This window comes from Xanthomonas hortorum (genome assembly GCF_011305375.1).
GTDB lineage: Bacteria > Pseudomonadota > Gammaproteobacteria > Xanthomonadales > Xanthomonadaceae > Xanthomonas > Xanthomonas hortorum_E.
The window spans coordinates 304,720-322,677 of record NZ_VCME01000001.1; the positions used below are offsets into that span (position 1 = coordinate 304,720).

The 17,958-nt window shown below is 63.7% G+C and carries 13 protein-coding genes; 7 read left to right on the forward strand and 6 right to left on the reverse strand.

From position 1 onward, the window contains the following. Window positions 1–45 precede the first annotated feature (45 nt). The 3 genes from FFY45_RS01135 to FFY45_RS01145 all read right to left on the reverse strand — a co-directional run bounded on the left by FFY45_RS01135 (window position 46) and on the right by FFY45_RS01145 (window position 3,756). Window positions 46–450 (reverse strand): hypothetical protein, encoded by a 405-nt coding sequence (locus FFY45_RS01135; RefSeq protein ID WP_176339014.1) that lies wholly within the window; start codon window positions 448–450, stop codon window positions 46–48. Between the two features lie 127 nt (window positions 451–577). Continuing rightward, entirely contained in the window at window positions 578–1,975 is a 1,398-nt protein-coding gene (locus tag FFY45_RS01140) for a trypsin-like serine peptidase (protein WP_176339015.1), read from the reverse strand. A 395-nt stretch (window positions 1,976–2,370) separates the two neighbouring features. After that, a complete protein-coding gene (locus tag FFY45_RS01145; protein WP_176339016.1) occupies window positions 2,371–3,756 on the reverse strand; it encodes an APC family permease in 1,386 nt (461 codons plus the stop codon). A gap of 194 nt (window positions 3,757–3,950) precedes the next feature. Between FFY45_RS01145 and FFY45_RS01150 the strand changes: the two genes are divergently transcribed. From FFY45_RS01150 to cydB, 7 genes are all read left to right on the forward strand, one after another. Next, window positions 3,951–4,715: a LuxR family transcriptional regulator gene (locus tag FFY45_RS01150; RefSeq protein WP_176339017.1), complete on the forward strand. Its 765-nt coding sequence runs from the start codon at window positions 3,951–3,953 to the stop codon at window positions 4,713–4,715. 185 nt (window positions 4,716–4,900) lie between these two features. Further along, window positions 4,901–5,842 carry a proline iminopeptidase-family hydrolase gene (locus FFY45_RS01155; RefSeq protein WP_176339018.1) on the forward strand — a complete coding sequence of 314 codons (942 nt, stop codon included), beginning with the start codon at window positions 4,901–4,903 and terminating at the stop codon, window positions 5,840–5,842. Window positions 5,843–6,453: 611 nt separating this feature from the next. After that, on the forward strand, window positions 6,454–7,515 hold the full coding sequence (locus tag FFY45_RS01160) for a pectate lyase family protein (protein WP_176339019.1): 1,062 nt from the start codon (window positions 6,454–6,456) through the stop codon (window positions 7,513–7,515). A gap of 278 nt (window positions 7,516–7,793) precedes the next feature. Beyond that, complete coding sequence (locus FFY45_RS01165; protein WP_176339020.1) at window positions 7,794–9,182, forward strand: amino acid permease; 1,389 nt, start codon at window positions 7,794–7,796, stop codon at window positions 9,180–9,182. 330 nt (window positions 9,183–9,512) lie between these two features. Further along, window positions 9,513–10,742 (forward strand): membrane dipeptidase, encoded by a 1,230-nt coding sequence (locus tag FFY45_RS01170; RefSeq protein ID WP_176339021.1) that lies wholly within the window; start codon window positions 9,513–9,515, stop codon window positions 10,740–10,742. Window positions 10,743–11,183: 441 nt separating this feature from the next. After that, window positions 11,184–12,581, forward strand: coding sequence for a cytochrome ubiquinol oxidase subunit I (locus tag FFY45_RS01175; protein WP_176339022.1), 1,398 nt, complete (start codon window positions 11,184–11,186; stop codon window positions 12,579–12,581). Further along, on the forward strand, window positions 12,581–13,597 hold the full coding sequence (gene cydB / locus FFY45_RS01180; RefSeq protein ID WP_176339097.1) for a cytochrome d ubiquinol oxidase subunit II: 1,017 nt from the start codon (window positions 12,581–12,583) through the stop codon (window positions 13,595–13,597). The genes FFY45_RS01175 and cydB overlap by 1 nt, the downstream gene beginning before the upstream one ends. 37 nt (window positions 13,598–13,634) lie before the next feature. Here cydB and FFY45_RS01185 read toward each other — a convergent pair whose 3' ends face one another. The 3 genes from FFY45_RS01185 to ptsP form a co-directional block, all read right to left on the reverse strand. Then, window positions 13,635–14,495: a carboxylesterase family protein gene (locus FFY45_RS01185; RefSeq protein WP_176339023.1), complete on the reverse strand. Its 861-nt coding sequence runs from the start codon at window positions 14,493–14,495 to the stop codon at window positions 13,635–13,637. A 54-nt stretch (window positions 14,496–14,549) separates the two neighbouring features. Then, the gene (gene mgtE, locus FFY45_RS01190) at window positions 14,550–15,911 is read right to left on the reverse strand and encodes a magnesium transporter (protein ID WP_023904639.1); all 1,362 of its coding nucleotides are present in this window, start codon (window positions 15,909–15,911) and stop codon (window positions 14,550–14,552) included. 290 nt (window positions 15,912–16,201) lie between these two features. After that, entirely contained in the window at window positions 16,202–17,932 is a 1,731-nt protein-coding gene (ptsP, locus tag FFY45_RS01195; protein ID WP_115040600.1) for a phosphoenolpyruvate--protein phosphotransferase, read from the reverse strand. Window positions 17,933–17,958 lie beyond the last annotated feature (26 nt).

Here is a 17,958-nt window from a genome sequence, read left to right on the forward strand (position 1 = left end):
TCAGACTCGCGCCAGCCCGTCAGGCGTGCGAATACGCACTATCAGTCAGAGTTTTTGCGCGATGAACTCGCTCAGTGCAGGCGAACGATAGAAGCCCATGCATTGCGCAAAGATCCTGTTGAACGGGCCTCGGCGCGCTTCGTCCTTCATCGGCACTTCGGCGCGATAGAAGTCTGCCGTCTGCTCGGCGACATAGCGATGCAGGCGGTCGGTGGCGCCGGCCTTGGCATTGTCCAGCGCATAGGTCGTCAGCAGATACGAGCGATCGCGTAGCTGATCAGAGCTGTATTTGCCGCTGCGCTCGTAGTTGTTGTCCAGGCACAGCTGCAGCGCGTATGCCTTGACCTCTTCGCGATTGGCGGGCTTGCCGGCTGCGCTGGCGGTGACCTGCAGCGACAAGGTCGCCAGTGCAAGTGCGGCGATGAGAGGGCGATTGCGTTGAACGGGCATGCCGATCCAGGTGAAGGACGATCTGCCAAGTCTGCATCATCAAGCCGATGCAGATGAAGTGCTGCACGCAGGCCAAGCGCAGTGGCACGTGGCAGGCGAGGCACCGCCTGCCACGTGCAGCAACCGCTTACGGGCCGAAGTAGGTGGAGATGCTGGAATACACGTCCGAGAAGCGCGAGTAGTAGTCCGGATCGGTCTGCGCGCTGCAGAACGAGTAGCCGCCATACAGGCCGCCGCGCAGCTGGTAGGCACCACCGCTGGCGACGGTGAACAGGCCCGAGCCGGACGAGCCGCCTTCGGTCACACCATCGTTCCAGACCACGCGGTACAGCGGGCTCTTGCCGTCGATGGAGGTGCTCAGCCCATTCACGCTGCCCAGCGAATACTTCTTGACGTCGCCGGCTGGGTGATGGATGCCGACAATCGCGGTACCGGTCGCACCGATCGCCGCGCTGTTCCAGGCCGCGTAGAACGCGCCGCTCGGCGGTGCGGTCTTCAGTTCCAGCAACGCGGTGTCACGGGTGGTATTGGCGTGACGCAGGAACGCACCGCCGGTCAATGTGGTCGCCTGCGAACTGGCGGTGTTGCCGTTGCAGCTGGCCGCATCGTAGAACCAGTAGGTCTGCAACGAGTTGGCAACCGTCTGCGTGCTGATGCAGTGCGCCGCAGTCCAGAACAGATTGCGCTTGGGCGAGTTGGTGTTGTTGAGCAAGGTGCCGGTGCAGTAGAACGAGCCCTCGCTGGTGGTGAACACCATGCGTGCCACCGCTTTTGCCGCACTGGTGAAGCCGGCGGTGGGGTTGGCACGGCAGACGATATCGTTCTGGCAGGAATCGCTCTCGCCAATGGCAATGGTCATCATGTCGCGTGCGCTGGCGGTGGGGCTGATGTCCAGATGCGAGAGCTGCGGAATGCTCAGGCTGAAGTTCTCCGGATACTGGCCGGCCGGCAGCGACAGCTCGATCAACAGGTTCTCGCCGCTCACGGTCGGCGACCAGCCGATGTCGCTGCCGCCAGCGGCGAAGCTTGCACCGGATTGCTCGAACACGCGGCCGTCGTCGCCGGCAAAGCGCAGCGTCACCTTGGATGGATCGCCCGGCGTTGCGCCGGCACCACGCAGCGTCAGCGATGCACGCAAGGAGGCCGCCTGTGCAGAGCTGACCTTCAGGGTCGCAACGCGCGATCCATCGCCTGCCATCTGCCAATCGAGCGTGCGCAGATTCACCAAAGGTTTGGCAACCGCACGCGAAAAACCGATCTGCAAGGGCTGCCCATGTTTGACCTGTGCAATGCGGCGCTCACGCACGCGACCGATCTCGGTGCTGGTGGGCGCAGTGAGTTGCACCACGCGCGTAGGCAGGATGCCGCCACGCAGACTTGCCGATTGCAATGTTGCCGCGCCGAGTTTGGCCGCTTGCGGCGCAGTGCTGACCGGCGCTGCGTCCATCTCGGTTGGCGGCGCTGCCAGTGCGGAGCCGGAAACTGCGGAAAACAGCGCCAGGTACAACGCATTCTTGCGATTCATGGGTAGTCCTTACTCGTCAGGGAACGACAGGCTGCGGCGGGGGCCGCAGCGTGCGGGCGCCATCAGTGGCGCCGAACGAGACTAGCGAATGTTTACATCTGAATATGTGCTGAAAATCTCGTTCAGAGGTCGGCAATCGATAAAAAGATCATCGCTTTCGGGAGCGTCGCTCCGTTTCATCACGCACGCACCGTGTGACGCGATGCGCCTGCAAGGTGTCATCGAACTGGTGGGGTAAACGAGGCATGCGCAAGCATTCAGCACGGCGCGGCGCGGCAGCGCAAGGCCAATAGCGTGCAGACCCATGCGCGCTGCACGACCCGATGCTCAAGGTCGATTGCCGACGAGCGACTGCACAGCAACGCATTGCTGCACAGCGACACCGGCAGCAGCGCTTATTCCAACGCGTCGCTGGCGCGAAACTCGGTGGAACGACCGCTGACTTTCAGAAACGCCAACACCAACAGCCCCACCGCCATCCACGCGGTACCGCCGAGTTGCGCGTGCCGGTCGGCATTGATCAACACGTAGCCAAGGATCACGATGCCGATCAACGGCGTCGCACCATGCAACAGCAGGCTGCGGCCTTGCCCACGGAAGTGCCACAGCACCGCAACGTGCAGCAGGATGAAGGCGGTGAGCGCACCGACGTTGCACAACGAGGACAGCAACGCGATCTGGCCCACGAACACTTCGCCCAACACCATGCTCAAACCCGCCACCAGCAGGATGGCGCGCTGCGGCACGCCGGTACGCGGATGGATGTAGCGCAAGAACCCCGGCAGCTGACGGTCGCGTGCCATGGCGAACAACAGGCGCGAGGTGGCCGCCTGTGCAACCAGCGAATTGGCAATCGCGGCGCTGATTGCCACCGTGAGCGCGATGACGATCTGCAGCCACGGCCCGGCGATGAGCCGGCCGATCTCGAAGAACGCATCGTTGGAGGCCTGTGCACTGGGGTAGCGCTGCAGGTTCGGCTGCAGCAGCGCCGCCAGCCAGGTCTGCAGCACGAACAGGCCGGCCACCATCAGCAGCGCCATCAAGGTGGCGCGCCCGACCACACGGTTGCCGCCACGGGTTTCTTCCGACAGCGTGGAGATCGCATCGAAGCCCAGAAACGACACCACCGCCACCGACAACGCACTAAAGATCAGTTGCGGCGAAAATGCCTGCGGGTTGTAGAACGGACGCAGGTTCCAGTGCGCACCGTTGACGCCGCGCTGGATCGCCAGGCTCGCCAGCACCACAAACACCGCCAGCACCAGCAACTGCGCATACAGAAAGAAACGATTGGCCCGCGCAGTGGTTTCGATACCACGCAGATTGACCACCGTATTGAGCACCACGAAGAACGCGATCCACGCCGGCTGCGGCACTGCCGGCAACACGTTGTGCATGGCGTTGGCGCCGACCACGTAGAGCAGGGTCGGCACCAATAGGTAATCGAGCAGGATCGCCCAGCCGGCGAGAAACCCCATGCCGCTGCTCAATCCGCGCCCGACATAGGCATACACCGAGCCGGCCACCGGAAACGCCTGCGACATCTGCTGGTAGCTCAAGGCGGTGAACAGCATCGCTACGAAGCCGACCAGGTAGGTCAGCGGCACCATCCCGGCGCTGATATCGAATACGCCGCCGAAGATGGAAAACGGCGCGGTCGGCACCATGAACACCAGCCCGTAGATCAGCAGATCCTTGAGCGTGAGCTGTCGCTTGAGCTCCTGGGTGTAGCCAAAGCGTTCCAGCGCGGCCGCGTCGTCGCGGCGTGGTGTGTCGGTCATGCAGGTGTCCGCTGAAAGGAATGCCGGGTCGCACGACAGGCGCGATTGAGTGCTTGTACGTGAATGCTGCGTTGCAGCTAGCTGACCGGCATTGTGACGATAATGCGGCCGGCAAGCCCATCCATTGGTAAAAGTGCTAGGTTTTCCATGCTGGATGTCGTCCAGCGGCACCTGCTGTCATCGAAGGACCCACCATGTTCGACACGCTGGCCAGCCTGGGCCGAGATTTGCAGGCGCTGCATACGCTCAATGCCTGCCTGGATCGGGTGTTTCGCGACGTCTGTGCGTTTGGTTTCCAGTCGCTGGTTTACGACTACGCCCCGGTCCCGTTGAGTATGGAGGGCGCGCTGATCACGCCATCGGTGTTCATGCAGCGCAACGCGCCGGGCGACATGCGGCATGTCTGGTGCGAGCACGGTTACTACCAACATGACCCTGTTCAGCAGCGCGCAACGCGGCGCATGACGCCATTCGTGTGGTCGTACCGCACCGACGGCGATCGGGAAGGTGTGGAATATGTCGGTGGCCAGCATCGGCAGGTGACGCGGTATCTATGCGATAGCGGTATGGGTACCGGTGTCACCGTGCCCTTGCATTTGCCTGGCGGTGCATTCGCGACCTTCAGTGGCGCGGTCGATGCGGTTGCGGCCGAGGCGCCACGGCTGGCCGAAGCGCAGCTGTCGCCCTTCTTGTTACTGGCACACGCGTTTCAGGCCCGCGCGCAGGAACTGCTGGATCCGCAGGAACGCCGCTGTCACCACATCGCATTGACCCGCCGCGAGCGCGAGTGCCTGCAGTACTCGGCCAAGGGGCTGACCGCCAAAAGCATCGCGGCCGCGCTCAATCGCTCTACCGCCACGGTGAATCTGCATCTGAACTCGGCCGCACGCAAACTGGGTGCGCGCAATCGCGTCGAGGCAGTGGTGCGCGGGATGCATTATCGATTGCTGGAGCCGTAAACCAAGCCTGCGGCTATCGATCGCAGCGTGCGATCGGCGGGCTGGATGCGTCGCCCGGTTCATACACCATGGCGCGCGCAACCGCGCATCTGAAACTGCGACGAACCTGAGAGTTTTACCAGTTAGCGCGCGCAGGCCGGGGCGCTAGGCTGAGCGCTCACTATTGCCGTAGGCAGGCGCAGGTCATGCAGTCCACTGAGGGGTACGTCGAATTCCGTGGGTACCGTACCTGGTACCGCATCACCGGCGACCTGCGCAGTGACGCCTGCCCGCTGATCGTCCTGCATGGCGGTCCCGGCTGCACCCACGACTATGTGGACAGCTTCAAGGACCTGGCTGCCAATGGCCGCGCGGTCATCCATTACGACCAACTCGGCAACGGCAAGTCCACCCATCTGCCCAATGCCGACCCCGGCTTCTGGACGGTGGGGCTGTTTCTGGATGAGCTGCACACCCTGATCACCCAGCTTGGGCTGTCGCAGTACGCGTTGCTGGGGCAATCCTGGGGCGGGATGCTGGCGGCCGAACATGCGGTGCGCCGGCCGGCCGGTCTGCGTGCGTTGGTGATCGCTAACTCGCCGGCATCGATGGGCTTGTGGCGCGCCGCCGCGTTGCGCTTGCGTGCGCGCCTGCCCGAAGACATCCAGGCGGCACTGGACGAGCACGAGGCCGCGGGCACGCTGGACCACCCGGCCTATCGCGCCGCAAGCCAGGTGTTCTATGCGCAGCATGTGTGTCGCCTGCTGCCGTGGCCGGCAGAAGTGGCGCGCACCTTCGCCGCCATCGATGCCGACCCCACCGTCTATCACGCCATGAACGGCCCGACCGAATTCCATGTGGTGGGCAGCCTGCGCAACTGGAGCATCATCGAACGCCTGCACCGCATCACCGCGCCCGCGCTGGTGCTATCGGGCAAATACGATGAGGCCACGCCGGAAACCGTCGAGCCTTACGCACGCCTGATCCCGGACGCGCAGTGGCATGTATTCGCCAATTCCAGCCATATGCCGCACGTGGAAGAACGCGCTGCCTGCATGCGCCTGGTCGGCAATTTCCTCGACGATCACACCCCATGGCCCGGCGAGCAGCTGGTGCACGCGTCGGTGTTGGCCAGCCGCGCTGTGTAAGTTGATGGCGTTTGTGTGCGTGTGAGGGCCTGCATGCGAGCTTGAGCGTGCTCGGCATGCCGGTTCCCTAACTTCTCGCGTGTCGACTGCGCCTTGGCTGCGTTGCTTTGGCATCGCATGCCCTATCACGCATCAGCGTCAGCAAAGCGGCGCGTCATAGCATCCAAATCTGCACGCATGTTCGTGCGGTAGCGCTTTGCTGCTGTGCGTCAATGTCGTCAACAACTTCGCCGACAACTTCGACAACGCGCGGTCGTGTGCAGCTTCCCAAGCACAGCACCTCGTTAGCCGCGTGCATGCTTGAAAAACGCATTGCGCGTACCACGCGCAGTCGAACACGCTTGTGAGCAACCACAGCATCGGCATGCGTTTGCATACATAGAAAAAACATCGCGCACATCACTGCAGTGTCCTGTCCTGCGTGTCTCTCGCTGTCTCTTTTGCATGTCCTGTAAGGAGAACACCGTGCTGCGTCAAAGTTTCAGAGATGGATAATTGTTTTATGTTTTAAACCGCGCGAAGAATGCGGCCCCCACGCACCGCTTTGCCACCGTCGATGCACTCGCGCCGACGCCACGCATCGCTTTTCGATTTTATTTGGGAGAGGCTGCATGATCATCAAGACACTCAATGGCGCACTCGCGCTTGCACTGTCCGCTTGCGCCGCGAGTGCCATCGCCGGCCCGGTCGGGTACGGTGCCGCCACCACCGGCGGCGGCAACAAGACCCCGGTCAACGTCGCCACCTTCGAAGCGATGCAGGCTGCCATTGACAGCTATTCCGGCAGTGGCGGGCTGGTGCTCAATTACACCGGCAAGTTCGACTTCAGCACCATCAAGGACGTCTGCGCGCAGTGGAAGTTGCCGGCCAAGACCGTGCAGATCAAGAACAAGAGCGATGTCACCATCAAGGGCGCGAATGGCTCGGCGGCCAACTTCGGTGTGTGGGTGGTGGGCAACGCCAACAACATCATCATCCAGAACATGACCATCGGCTTGCTGCAAGGCGGCGAAGCTGCGGATTCGATTTCGTTGGAAGGCAATTCCAGCGGCTCGCCGTCCAGGATCTGGGTCGATCACAACACCGTGTTCGCCTCGTTGACCAAGTGCTCCGGTGCCGGCGATGCGTCCTTCGATGGCGGCATCGACATGAAGAAGGGCGTGCACCACGTCACCGTGTCCTACAACCACGTCTACAACTATCAAAAGGTCGCGCTCAACGGTTACAGCGACAGCGACACCAAGAACTCGGCCGCGCGCACCACCTATCATCACAACCGCTTCGAGAACGTCGAGTCGCGCGTGCCGCTGCAGCGGCGCGGGCTGAGCCATATCTACAACAACTACTTCAACAACGTCACCACCTCCGGCATCAACGTGCGCATGGGCGGCGTGGCGAAGATCGAATCCAACTACTTCGAGAACATCAAGAACCCGGTGACCTCGCGTGACAGCAGCGAGATCGGCTACTGGGACCTGATCAACAACTACGTCGGCAGCGGCATCACCTGGGGCACGCCTGACGGCAGCAAGCCCTACGCCAACGCCACCAACTGGATCACCACCAAGGTGTTCCCGGAGCCGCTGGGCTACACCTACAGCATCACCCCGGCCGCGCAGGTCAAGGCCAAGGTGATCGCCACTGCAGGTGCCGGCAAGAACCTGGCGGAATGATCGGCCACAAGACGTTGCAGTGACACCGATCCCCGGCTTGCCCGGGGATCTTTGTATGCGGCATGCAGCGTGCGGCGGATTTGCTCACCAGCTGCGTGCAGTGAAGGGGGGTCTGGAGCGTGTCACGCACTTGGAGGCCAGTGCGAACGACCTGCTGATACGATGAGGCAAGGCGTGATTGCCTGGCTTGTCCACTCTTTCGCCAGGCTCGCGTCAAGAGGCGCGGCAGGCGCCGCGACGCGGTATCGTGTCGCGATTCCATCTCTTCAAGCCCGTCCATGCCGCTTCCGACCGATCCCGTTGCTGAGAACGCTCCGTCCGCCGCGCCCGCGTTGCGCCATGCGCTGAAACCGCGGCAATTGATGATGATGGGCCTGGGCACGGCAATCGGTGCCGGGCTGTTTCTGGGCTCGGGCGTGGGCATCCACGCGGCGGGGCCGGCGGTGCTGGTGTCGTATCTGATCGCCGGGGCCCTGGTGATCATCGTGATGAATGCGCTGGGCGAAATGGCCGCGTCCAAGCCGACCAGCGGCGCGTTTTCGGTGTATGCGGCCGATGCGATGGGGCCAACCGCCGGTGCGACGGTGGGCTGGTTGTGGTGGCTGCAGATCGTGGTGGTGATCGCCGCCGAAGCGGTCGGCGCGGCAGGCTTGCTCGCCTCGGTGTGGCCGGCGTTGCCGGTGCCGCTGCTGGCGGTGGTGTTCATGGCGACCTTCACGGCGATCAATCTGCTGGGCGTGCGCAACTTCGGCGAGTTCGAATTCTGGTTCGCCATCCTCAAGGTCGCCGCGATCATCGTGTTCCTGCTGATCGGCGTGGCCTTGCTGGCGGGCTGGTTGCCGGGTGTGGTGTCGCCGGGGCTGTCCAACTTCACCCAGCACGGCGGATTCGCGCCGAAGGGTCTGGTGGGCGTCGGCTCGGCGTTGCTGGTGGTGGTGTTCGCCTTCGGTGGCACCGAGATCGTGGCGGTGGCCGCCGCGGAAACAGCCGATCCGGGTCGCAGCCTGGCACGCACCATTCGCACCGTGGCCTGGCGCATCCTGGTGTTCTACATCGGCTCGATCAGCGTGATCGTGGCGGTGGTGCCGTGGACAAGTGCAGCGCTCAGCTCGCCGTTTGCCGCAGTGCTGGAGGTGGCGCGCATCCCCGGCGCGGCCACTGCCATCACCCTGGTCGCCGTGGTGGCCTTGTTGTCGGCGCTCAACGCCAATCTGTATGGCGCCTCGCGGATGATCTTTTCGCTGGCGCAACGCGGCGAAGCCCCGCGCCTGCTCGGCAGGACCAGCGGCGAGCAGGTTCCGTTGGTGGCGGTGATCGCCAGCGTGCTGTTCGGCTTCGCGGCGGCGGCGTTGGAGTTGCTGTATCCCAACAAGGTGTTGCCGATGCTGCTCAACATCGTCGGCGCCACCTGCCTGCTGGTGTGGACGATCTCGTTGCTGTCGCAGCTGATCCTGCGCGCACGCGCCGACCGCGCCGGCATCACGTTGCCGTTCCGTATGCGTGGGTATCCGTTTCTGACCCTGCTGGCGCTGGCGATCCTGGCGGTGATCTTCGTGCTGCTGGCCTCGTCGGCAGACACCCGTGCGCAGTTCCTGTCGATGGTCGGTTTGACTGCGGTCATTGCGGTGGTCAGCGAAGTGGCGCGACGCGTCCGTGGCCGGACGTGACCATCCGGGTCCACGTGCGGAGCGCATGATCGTGCCGCAGCGGAAACAGGCCGCAGTGCGCTCGTGCACACCGTCGAAACGAGAAACACGCTAGCAATCTTGCGGTTTGCTTGCTGTCAGACAGGCGATCTTCTGGATCTGCTGATCCAGTTCAGTTACTGTCCTTTGGTCGCTGCTGTTCGTTGCATTGCGTTGATTAGAAGAATATCTACTTACTAATCAATAACGATAAAAGTGCATCTTTTTAGAGTGGCTAACAAAACTGCCTAGTAGTTTTGATGGCCGCGTTTATTCCTTGATTGTTTCAGGAGTCATCGCCGGGGTTCGTGCATGAGTGCCGTTTCGTCCGAGGATTCTGCTGCCTTGCCTGCCGCCCACACGCTGGAGGAAGTGCATGCGCTAGCCTATCCAGTCGACACACATCTGGACTCCCTGTATCTGTCGCGCGTGGCCGGCTACGATTTCTGGAAAGGCGACTGGAAAGCGCATCGACGCTCGCTGATCATCTGGCTGATGTTCAAAACCTCGCCGAGAGGTCGCAATCAACCGCTGATGCACCACGTGAGTGGCCCGGACTTTCTCGCGGGCGGTTACGGCGGTGCGTGTTTCAGCGCCCACGCGCTATGGGAAAACCTGATCGGCGCGCCTTTTCTCGACCCTTGGAAGCACTGGGTGGATCACCAGCACTATGTCGAGGCGGTGGTGGCGGCAAGCAACGGTCGGATGCGGCTGGCACGCAGCGCCGCTGAGCTACGCGCGATTCGGGCCGAGGGTCTTTGCTGCGCCATCCTGTCGCTGGAAGGCGCGCATATGCTTGGTCCACGCGGCATCCGCACCCAGGCGCTGCGATTGGAGCGCCTGGGCATCGCTGCCAAGGCCGGGGCCGCCTATGTGACGCTCAATCATTTCAGCCATACCGACATTTCCCAGTCCGGCTATGCGCCGCTCAATCCGTGGCGCGGGATCGAGGGCGCGGGGCTGTCGGAGTTCGGCAGGGAGGTCGTGGAGCGCTGTATCGAGGTGGGACTGCTGGTGGATCTTTCGCATACGTCGAGCCAGGGAATACTCGACGCCTGCGCCATCTGCGTGCGCCGCAACGTGCCGGCCTTCGCCTCGCATGGCGCATCGCGCAGCATCACCCGTGGTGCGCAGACGCGGCCGTCGCGCCATCTCGACCGCGGGCTCGACAATGAGGCCATCCGCGCCATCGTGCAGACCGGCGGCTGCATCAGCGTCATTCTGGCGCCGTACTTTCTGCAACATTCCTATCTGGCGGACGGCAAGCCAAACATGGATGCCGATCTGGCGTTTGTCATCGGCTATTACGAAGCCTTCGCCCGACAGATCGCCGACATGGGGATTGTCGAAGATCCGTGGAAACACTTGAGTTTCGGCAGCGATTTCGATGGCGGCATTTCCAGCTTGCCGACCGGGATGCGCAGCGGTGCGGATCTGCCCAGGCTCACGCAGGCGATGATGGATGCCGGCTGGCCCACCCAACGCATCGTCGATGTGTATAGCGGCAATTTCCTGCGGGTCTGGGAGCGGACGCGGCCGTAGCGTTTTCCAGCACACCTGCATTCGGATGGGAGAGTGAGAGGGTAGGTCTGCGGTGTTGCGTGCCTTACGGTAACGGCCGTCGGGACGCGGCGGCGCTGCCGGCTTCGTCGGCAGGCACCTGCGCGCGGTTGCTGTCGACGGTCGGCTCGATTGCGCTCGGTGCACTGGTCAACGAGCTAGCGGCTTGCTGCAACAGCCTTGCTGCGATCCCATTCGCGCCCAGGAAATCCGTGCTGCATCGCACGCCGGGCGTAGCATCGCGTTGCAGCGCAAGCGCGGCAATTTGCCGCAGATGCGACGCCGTGTCGCATCGGGAACGAGCACGACCGTCCTTATGATGATCCCGTAGCGCAGACGTCGCGATCGAACACCGCACTGTCTTGTGGCGATTGACCTGCCGTCTGCGCGCGGATGCTTCCTCACTTTCCAGGAGGGCTCTCCATGGATGCCTTGCTGTTATCGCGGATCCAGTTCGGGTTCGTCATCGCATTCCACGTGCTGTTTCCGGCATTCACCATCGGGCTGTCCAGCCTGTTGGCCTTTCTGGAATGGCGCTGGCTGCGCACGCGTCTGCCGGTGTGGCGCGAGCTGTATTTCTTCTGGCAGAAGATCTTCGCGGTGTCGTTCGGCATGGGGGTGGTCAGCGGTATCGTGATGGCCTTCCAGTTCGGCGCCAACTGGCCGGAGTTGAGCCGGATCGCCGGCAGCGTGATCGGCCCGTTGCTGAGCTACGAGGTGCTCACCGCGTTCTTTCTGGAAGCCAGTTTCCTGGGCGTGATGATGTTCGGCTGGGGGCGTATCTCCGAACGCCTGCACTTCTTCGCAACCTGCATGGTGGCGCTGGGCACGTTGTTTTCCACCTTCTGGATCCTGTCGTCCAACAGCTGGCTGCAGACCCCTGCCGGCTATGAAGTGATCGACGGCATCGTGCATCCGCAGGACTGGCTGCAGATCATTTTCAACCCTTCGTTCCCGTACCGGCTGACGCACATGGCGCTGGGCTCGTTCATCACCACCTGCTTTGTGGTGGGTGCGGTGGGTGCGTGGTATCTGCACCGCGGCGTGCACCGCGAGGCCGGGTTGCGCATGCTCAAGCTGGCGGTGGCCTTCGCGGCGATCACCGTGCCGCTGCAGATCTTCGTCGGCGACATGCATGGCTTGAACACGCTCAAGCACCAGCCGATGAAGATCGCGGCGATCGAAGCGCATTGGCATGACGAAGAGCAGGGCAAGGGTTTCCCGCTGGTGCTGTTTGCGCTGCCCAATGCGCAGGCAGAGCATAACGATTACGAGGTGGCGATTCCGCGCCTGGGCAGTGTGCTCCTGACCCACAGCCTTGAAGGTAGCATCGCGCCATTGACTTCGGTGCCGGCGGCCGATCGCCCGCCGGTGACCCCGGTGTTCTTCGCCTTCCGCATCATGGTGGGGATCGGCTCGTTGATGTTGCTGGTGGCCTGGGTGTCGGCGTTCGCGTGGTGGCGCGGCAAGTTGCTGCAGTGGCGCTGGCTGCTGGCGACCTGGCGCTGGATGTTGCCGAGCGGCTTTATCGCGCTGGTGTCGGGCTGGTTCGTCACCGAGATGGGTCGGCAGCCGTACGTGGTCTATGGGCTGTTGCGTACCGCCGACGCGGTGGGCCCGCAGTCGACGCTGATGACCGCGATCTCGCTGACGGTGTACGTCGCCGGTTATGCGTTCGTGTTTGGCTGGGGCATCTGGTACCTGGTCAAGATCGGCAAGATCGGGCCGACCCCGCACGACGCCCCGCAACTGGACCACGGCGAGCACACGCCTGCACGGCCGCTGTCAGCGGCCGATGAACCGATCGACGGAGCCGCATGATGGACATGACGAGTGTTTTGCCGGTGGCGTGGTTTGCGGTGATCGGCTTCGGCGTGCTGATGTACGTGGTGCTGGATGGCTTTGTGCTCGGTATCGGCATCCTGGCGCCGTTTCGCAAGGACGAGGCGCAGCTGGATCTGATGATGAACACCGCCGCGCCAATCTGGGACGGCAACGAAACCTGGCTGGTGTTGGGCGGGGCAGGGCTGCTTGCCGCGTTTCCTAAGGCGTATGCGGTGATTCTGTCGGCGCTGTATCTGCCGGTGTTGTTGATGGTGATGGCGCTGGTGTTCCGCGGTGTGGCGTTCGAGTTCCGCTTCAAGGCGCAGCGCTCGCGGCGGCTGTGGAGCAATGCCTTTGCCGCCGGCTCGATCCTGACCACCTTTGCGCAAGGGGTGATCCTGGGCGCGCTGGTGCAGGGCTTGCCGATCGAGAACGACCGCTATGTCGGCGGTATCTGGGGCTGGTTCAGTCCGTTCGCGATGCTCACCGGTGCGGCGCTGGTATTCGGCTATGCCTTGCTCGGCAGCACCTGGCTGATCCTCAAGACCGAAGGCCATGTGCAACAGCTCGCGCGTCAGTTGAGCCGGCCGCTGACCATCAGCGTGTTGATCTTTATCGGCCTGGTCAGCGCCTGGCTGCCGTCGCTGCAGTCGCATGTGATGGAGCGCTGGTTCAGCGGCTCGCATTATCTGTGGCTGATGCCGGTGCCGGTGCTGGTCGCCCTCGTGGGGTTCGCACTCTGGCGTTCGACCGAGGCGGGGCGGCCGGATACGCCGCCGTTTCTGTTGGCGATGGGCTTGTTCGTACTCGGTTTTGCGGGCCTGGTGTTGGGCATGTGGCCGTATCTGGTGCCGCCGGTCTACACGATCTGGCAGGCTGCTGCGCCGCCGTCGTCGCAGATGTTCGCGCTGGTCGGCCTGGTGGTGTTGCTGCCGCTGATCCTGGGCTACACGGTGTGGTCGTATCGCGTGTTCCGCGGCAAGGTCACGGCGGACACCGGGTACCACCATTGATCGAGCGGAGACGGCATCCGCGCGATGAGCGGCCTGCTCAACGCAGGCGCTGCTTGAACATCCATTCCCACATCGCCGGGTCCGCGTACGTCGCGTCCCAGGCGTTGTGGTTGCCCTCGGGATATTCGCTGTAACGCACATTGGCGCCGATGCCTTTGGCGGCGCGATACAGCGCGCGGTCGTCGTGCGGCGGTACCGAATCGTCCTTGGCGCCATGAAACATCCAGATCGGTACGTGCTTGAGCTGGGTGACCGCGGCGGTGTACGGGTCGGCTTCCTTTGCCACCAGGCTGACGTAGAGCGTGCGGCGCTCATCGCGCGGTGCCTTGAGCGCGCCGCAGATCGGCACGATCGCCGCGAAACGCCGCGGCTGCATCAGCCCGATTTCCCAGGCGCCGTAGCCGCCCATCGAGATGCCGGTGAGATAGGTGCGCTGCGGGTCGGCAGCGAACTCGGCGCTGGTCGCATCCAGTGCAGCGATCGCCATGCGTGCATTGACGCCCAGCCACTCTTCGTCGTCGGGCACCTGCGGCAGCACCACCAATGCGGGAAACTCGGCCGTGTGTTCGCTCAGGTAAGGGCCAACGCCCACTTCGGCCTGATCGCGCCCGTTGTCGCCGCGCTCGCCCGAGCCATGCAGAAACAGCACGATGGGCAGCGGTTGCGGCATCTTCGAGGCCGGCACGAACACCTGATAGCGGTACAGCCGTCCTTCGATCTCCAGCGTGCGGGTGACGAAGTGGCCACGGCGCGCATCGTGGTGGCGCTCACCCATGCTGGAACAGCCGGCAAGCACCAGCGTGAAGACCACAAGAACAAGGCAGCGACGAATCACGCAGCACTCCTGACCGAACCGATAACATGCCTGCAGTATCGCCGCACGCAGGTGCGCTGGCATGCCGCGGTGCGGCGATTTTGTGTTGCAGTGTCATCTCAACGTGCACAGCCCGCGCTACGGCAGCAGAATCAGCGTGGCCAGGCCGAGGAAGCTCAAGAAGCCCATCACATCGGTCAGCGTGGTCAGAATCACGCCGCCGGCCAGCGCCGGGTCGAAGCCCAGGCGTTTCAACGTCACCGGTACCAGCACCCCGCCGAACGCTGCGGTGAGCATGTTCAAGGTCAGCGCAGTGCCGATCACCAGCGACAGCATCGGTTGTTGGAACCAGGCCAGCACGATCAGCCCCAGGCTCACGCCCAGCACCACACCGTTGATCAGCGCCACGGTCAGCTCTTTCTTGAGCAGCGTCATCACGTTGGAGGAGCCGATCTGGCCCAACGCCAGGCCGCGCACCATCAGCGCCAACACCTGCGTGCCGGCGTTGCCGCCCATGCCGGCCACGATCGGCATCAGCGCCGCCAGTGCCACCAGTTTTTCGATGGTGCCTTCGAACTTGCTGACCACGCTGGAGGCCAGAAACGCAGTGCACAGGTTGATGCCCAGCCAGATCAGGCGGCGACGGAACGCACGCCGCGCCGGGCTGAACATGTCCTCGTCTTCGTCCAGGCCGGCCGCGCTCATGGCCTGGTGCTCGGCCTGTTCGCGGATGATGTCGACCACGTCATCGATGGTGATACGGCCGAGCAGGATGTTGTTGTCGTCCACCACCGGCGCAGAGATCCAGTCGTGATCCGAAAAGCGCCGGGCGACCTCGTCGGAGCCATCGCCCACATCGATCGCCGGTTGTTCGTCGTCGATCAGGCGATTGACCGGCGTGTTGTCCTCATGCGTGACCAACGCGGCCAGCGACACGCGGCCCAGGTATTGATGGCGCCGGCTCACCACGTACAGGTGATCGGTGTGGTCGGGCAGCTCGCCGCGCAGGCGTAAGTAACGCAGCACCACATCGACATTGACGTCGGCGCGCACCGTCACCACGTCCGGGTTCATCAATCGCCCGGCGGTGTACTCCGGGTACGACAGCACCTGTTCGAGCCGCTCGCGGTTCTCGCGGTCCATCGACTTGAGCACTTCGTCGATGACGGTGTCGGGCAGGTCTTCGACCAGATTGGCCAGATCGTCGATGTCGAGGTCTTCGACCGCGGCCACGATCTCGTCGGTGTCCATGTCGGCCAGCAGGCTTTCGCGCACTTCGTCGCCGACATGCAGCAGCACTTCGCCATCGTCTTCCGGATCGACCAGCCCCCACACCACTTCGCGCTTGCCGGGCGGCAGCGATTCGAGCAGGTTGCCGATCTCCGCCGGCGCCAGCGTGTTGACCAGCCGGCGTACCGGCCCGAGGCGCCCGCTATCCAGTGCGTCGGACAGCAATCGGAGCTGGCGCGCGGTCTTGTCGTGGCGGACGGCTTCGGCCATGCGCAGCTCCCTTGAAAAGTAGACACGTCTCTAGTGCAGGACGCGGTGCTGAGTCAGCACGGCATTATCGCTTGCGCATGGTGACGAAACATACAGTGCCGCGCGCAACGCGCTTGAACATCGCCTGCGCGATGCAGCCGCCAAGCCGGAGCGGCTGAAAAACCTGGCGAGCGGTCGTTAGCTTGGGAACGTACGGAGCGCTCGGAGCCTGCGTCTATCCGCGATACATGAGGATGCCGAGTATCGGCTGCACCCGTCTGGCGGTGAGCGCAGCAGGTTTGCTGGTGCTCTCAGCGCAGCAAACCCTGCGCAACGGTCGCCAACCACTTCTCGATGCCCTTGCGGTCGCGTGCGCGCAGCAATTTTTCGCCCTGCACGCGCAACTCGCCCAGGTGGGTGTCGCGCACTGCACGGCGCACTTCCAGCAACGTGGCCGGATGCAGGCTGAACTCGGTGAGCCCCAACGCCAGCAACATCGGCACGAAGCGTGGGTCGCCGGCAATCTCGCCGCACACCGCCACCGGTTTGCCATACGCGCGCCCGGTGGCGATCACCTGCGCGATCAGGCGCAGCACCGCCGGATGCAATGGCGAATACAACTCGCCCAAGGCTTCGTTGTTGCGATCCACTGCCAGCAGGTACTGCACCAGATCGTTGGTGCCGATCGACAAAAAATCGATATCGTCGATAAAGCAGTCCAGCGCCAGCGCCGCAGCCGGCACCTCGATCATCGCGCCCAGCGGAATGTGCTCGGCGATCTCGTGGCCTTGTTCGCGCAGTTGCAGTGCCAGCTTCTTGATCTGCCGGCGCAGCAGCTGGATTTCCTCACGGCCGCTGACCATTGGCACCAGAATGCGCACCGGCCCGTAGCCGGAGGCACGCAGGATCGCGCGTAACTGCGCCTGCGCCACCGCAGGGCGGGCCAGCGACAGCCGCACGCCGCGCAACCCCAGCGCCGGGTTGTCTTCGTCGCTCAGGGTCAGGCCGGTGCGGTCTGCCTTGTCGGCGCCCAGGTCCAGCGTGCGGATGGTGACCGGGCGGCCACTCATGCCCAGCACGGTGTCGCGATAGGTGTGGAACTGTTCCTCTTCGTCGGGCAGCTCGTTGCGCTGCAGGAACAGGAATTCGGTGCGATACAGGCCAAGGCCGCTGGCACCGAGCGCATGCGCTTTTGCCACGTCTTCCAGCGATTCGGCATTGGCCAGCAGCGTGATGTCGACGTTGTCGCGCGTGCGCGTGGGTTTGGAACGCAGCCGGCCCAGCTCGCGCTGCTCTTTTGCCAGCGCGCGCAGACGCTCGCGGTAGTCGCGCAGATGTTCGGGTTTGGGATCGACGATCACCTGGCCCGAACCGGCATCGACGATCAAGACATCGCCATCGTCGATGCGCTGCAGCGCATCGCTCACGCCCACCACCAACGGCAGATGCAGGCTGCGCGCCAGGATCGCGCTATGCGACAGCGTATTGCCGGCGGTGGTGACGATGCCGACCACGCCCTGCGATTGCAGCTGCGCCAGTTCGGACGGCGCCACGTTGTCGCAGACCAGGATTTCGCCGGCCACGCCCTTGAGGTCGGGCGCGCGCTTGTGCAAGAACGCGTGGATGCGGCCGATCACATGATCCAGATCGTCCATGCGGCTTTTGAGGTACGCATCCTCCATGCCGTCGAACACCGCCGCCAGCCGGTCGCGCTGCACGCGCAAGGCGTAGTCGGCGCTGTAGCGATGGGTGCGGATCAACTCGTCCAGACCTTGCAGCAGCTCCGGGTCGTCGAGCAGCAATGCATGCAGCTCGAGGAATTCGCCGACCTCGCGCGCCAGCGCGCCATGCAGGCGGTCGCGCAGTTGCTGCATTTCGGTGCGCGCCGCTTCGATGGCCACATGCAAACGCTGCAGCTGCGTTTCCACCTGGTTGGCGGGCACGCGCTGCTCGGCGATTTCCAGCATGTGGCTCTGGCGCACGCGTGCGCGCCCGAGTGCGTTGCCGCGCGAGGCACCGTGTCCGCGCAAGCGCAGACTCATGCGCGGCCTTGGCGCGGCCGCGTGGT

What these genes read in the sequence shown, in the direction of transcription:
- FFY45_RS01135 (WP_176339014.1), bottom strand. Translation starts at nt 450, where the DNA reads ATGCCCGTTCAACGCAATCGCCCTCTCATCGCCGCACTTGCACTGGCG.
- FFY45_RS01140 (WP_176339015.1), bottom strand. Translation starts at nt 1,975, where the DNA reads ATGAATCGCAAGAATGCGTTGTACCTGGCGCTGTTTTCCGCAGTTTCC.
- FFY45_RS01145 (WP_176339016.1), bottom strand. Translation starts at nt 3,756, where the DNA reads ATGACCGACACACCACGCCGCGACGACGCGGCCGCGCTGGAACGCTTT.
- FFY45_RS01150 (WP_176339017.1), top strand. Translation starts at nt 3,951, where the DNA reads ATGTTCGACACGCTGGCCAGCCTGGGCCGAGATTTGCAGGCGCTGCAT.
- FFY45_RS01155 (WP_176339018.1), top strand. Translation starts at nt 4,901, where the DNA reads ATGCAGTCCACTGAGGGGTACGTCGAATTCCGTGGGTACCGTACCTGG.
- FFY45_RS01160 (WP_176339019.1), top strand. Translation starts at nt 6,454, where the DNA reads ATGATCATCAAGACACTCAATGGCGCACTCGCGCTTGCACTGTCCGCT.
- FFY45_RS01165 (WP_176339020.1), top strand. Translation starts at nt 7,794, where the DNA reads ATGCCGCTTCCGACCGATCCCGTTGCTGAGAACGCTCCGTCCGCCGCG.
- FFY45_RS01170 (WP_176339021.1), top strand. Translation starts at nt 9,513, where the DNA reads ATGAGTGCCGTTTCGTCCGAGGATTCTGCTGCCTTGCCTGCCGCCCAC.
- FFY45_RS01175 (WP_176339022.1), top strand. Translation starts at nt 11,184, where the DNA reads ATGGATGCCTTGCTGTTATCGCGGATCCAGTTCGGGTTCGTCATCGCA.
- cydB (WP_176339097.1), top strand. Translation starts at nt 12,581, where the DNA reads ATGGACATGACGAGTGTTTTGCCGGTGGCGTGGTTTGCGGTGATCGGC.
- FFY45_RS01185 (WP_176339023.1), bottom strand. Translation starts at nt 14,495, where the DNA reads ATGCCAGCGCACCTGCGTGCGGCGATACTGCAGGCATGTTATCGGTTC.
- mgtE (WP_023904639.1), bottom strand. Translation starts at nt 15,911, where the DNA reads ATGGCCGAAGCCGTCCGCCACGACAAGACCGCGCGCCAGCTCCGATTG.
- ptsP (WP_115040600.1), bottom strand. Translation starts at nt 17,932, where the DNA reads ATGAGTCTGCGCTTGCGCGGACACGGTGCCTCGCGCGGCAACGCACTC.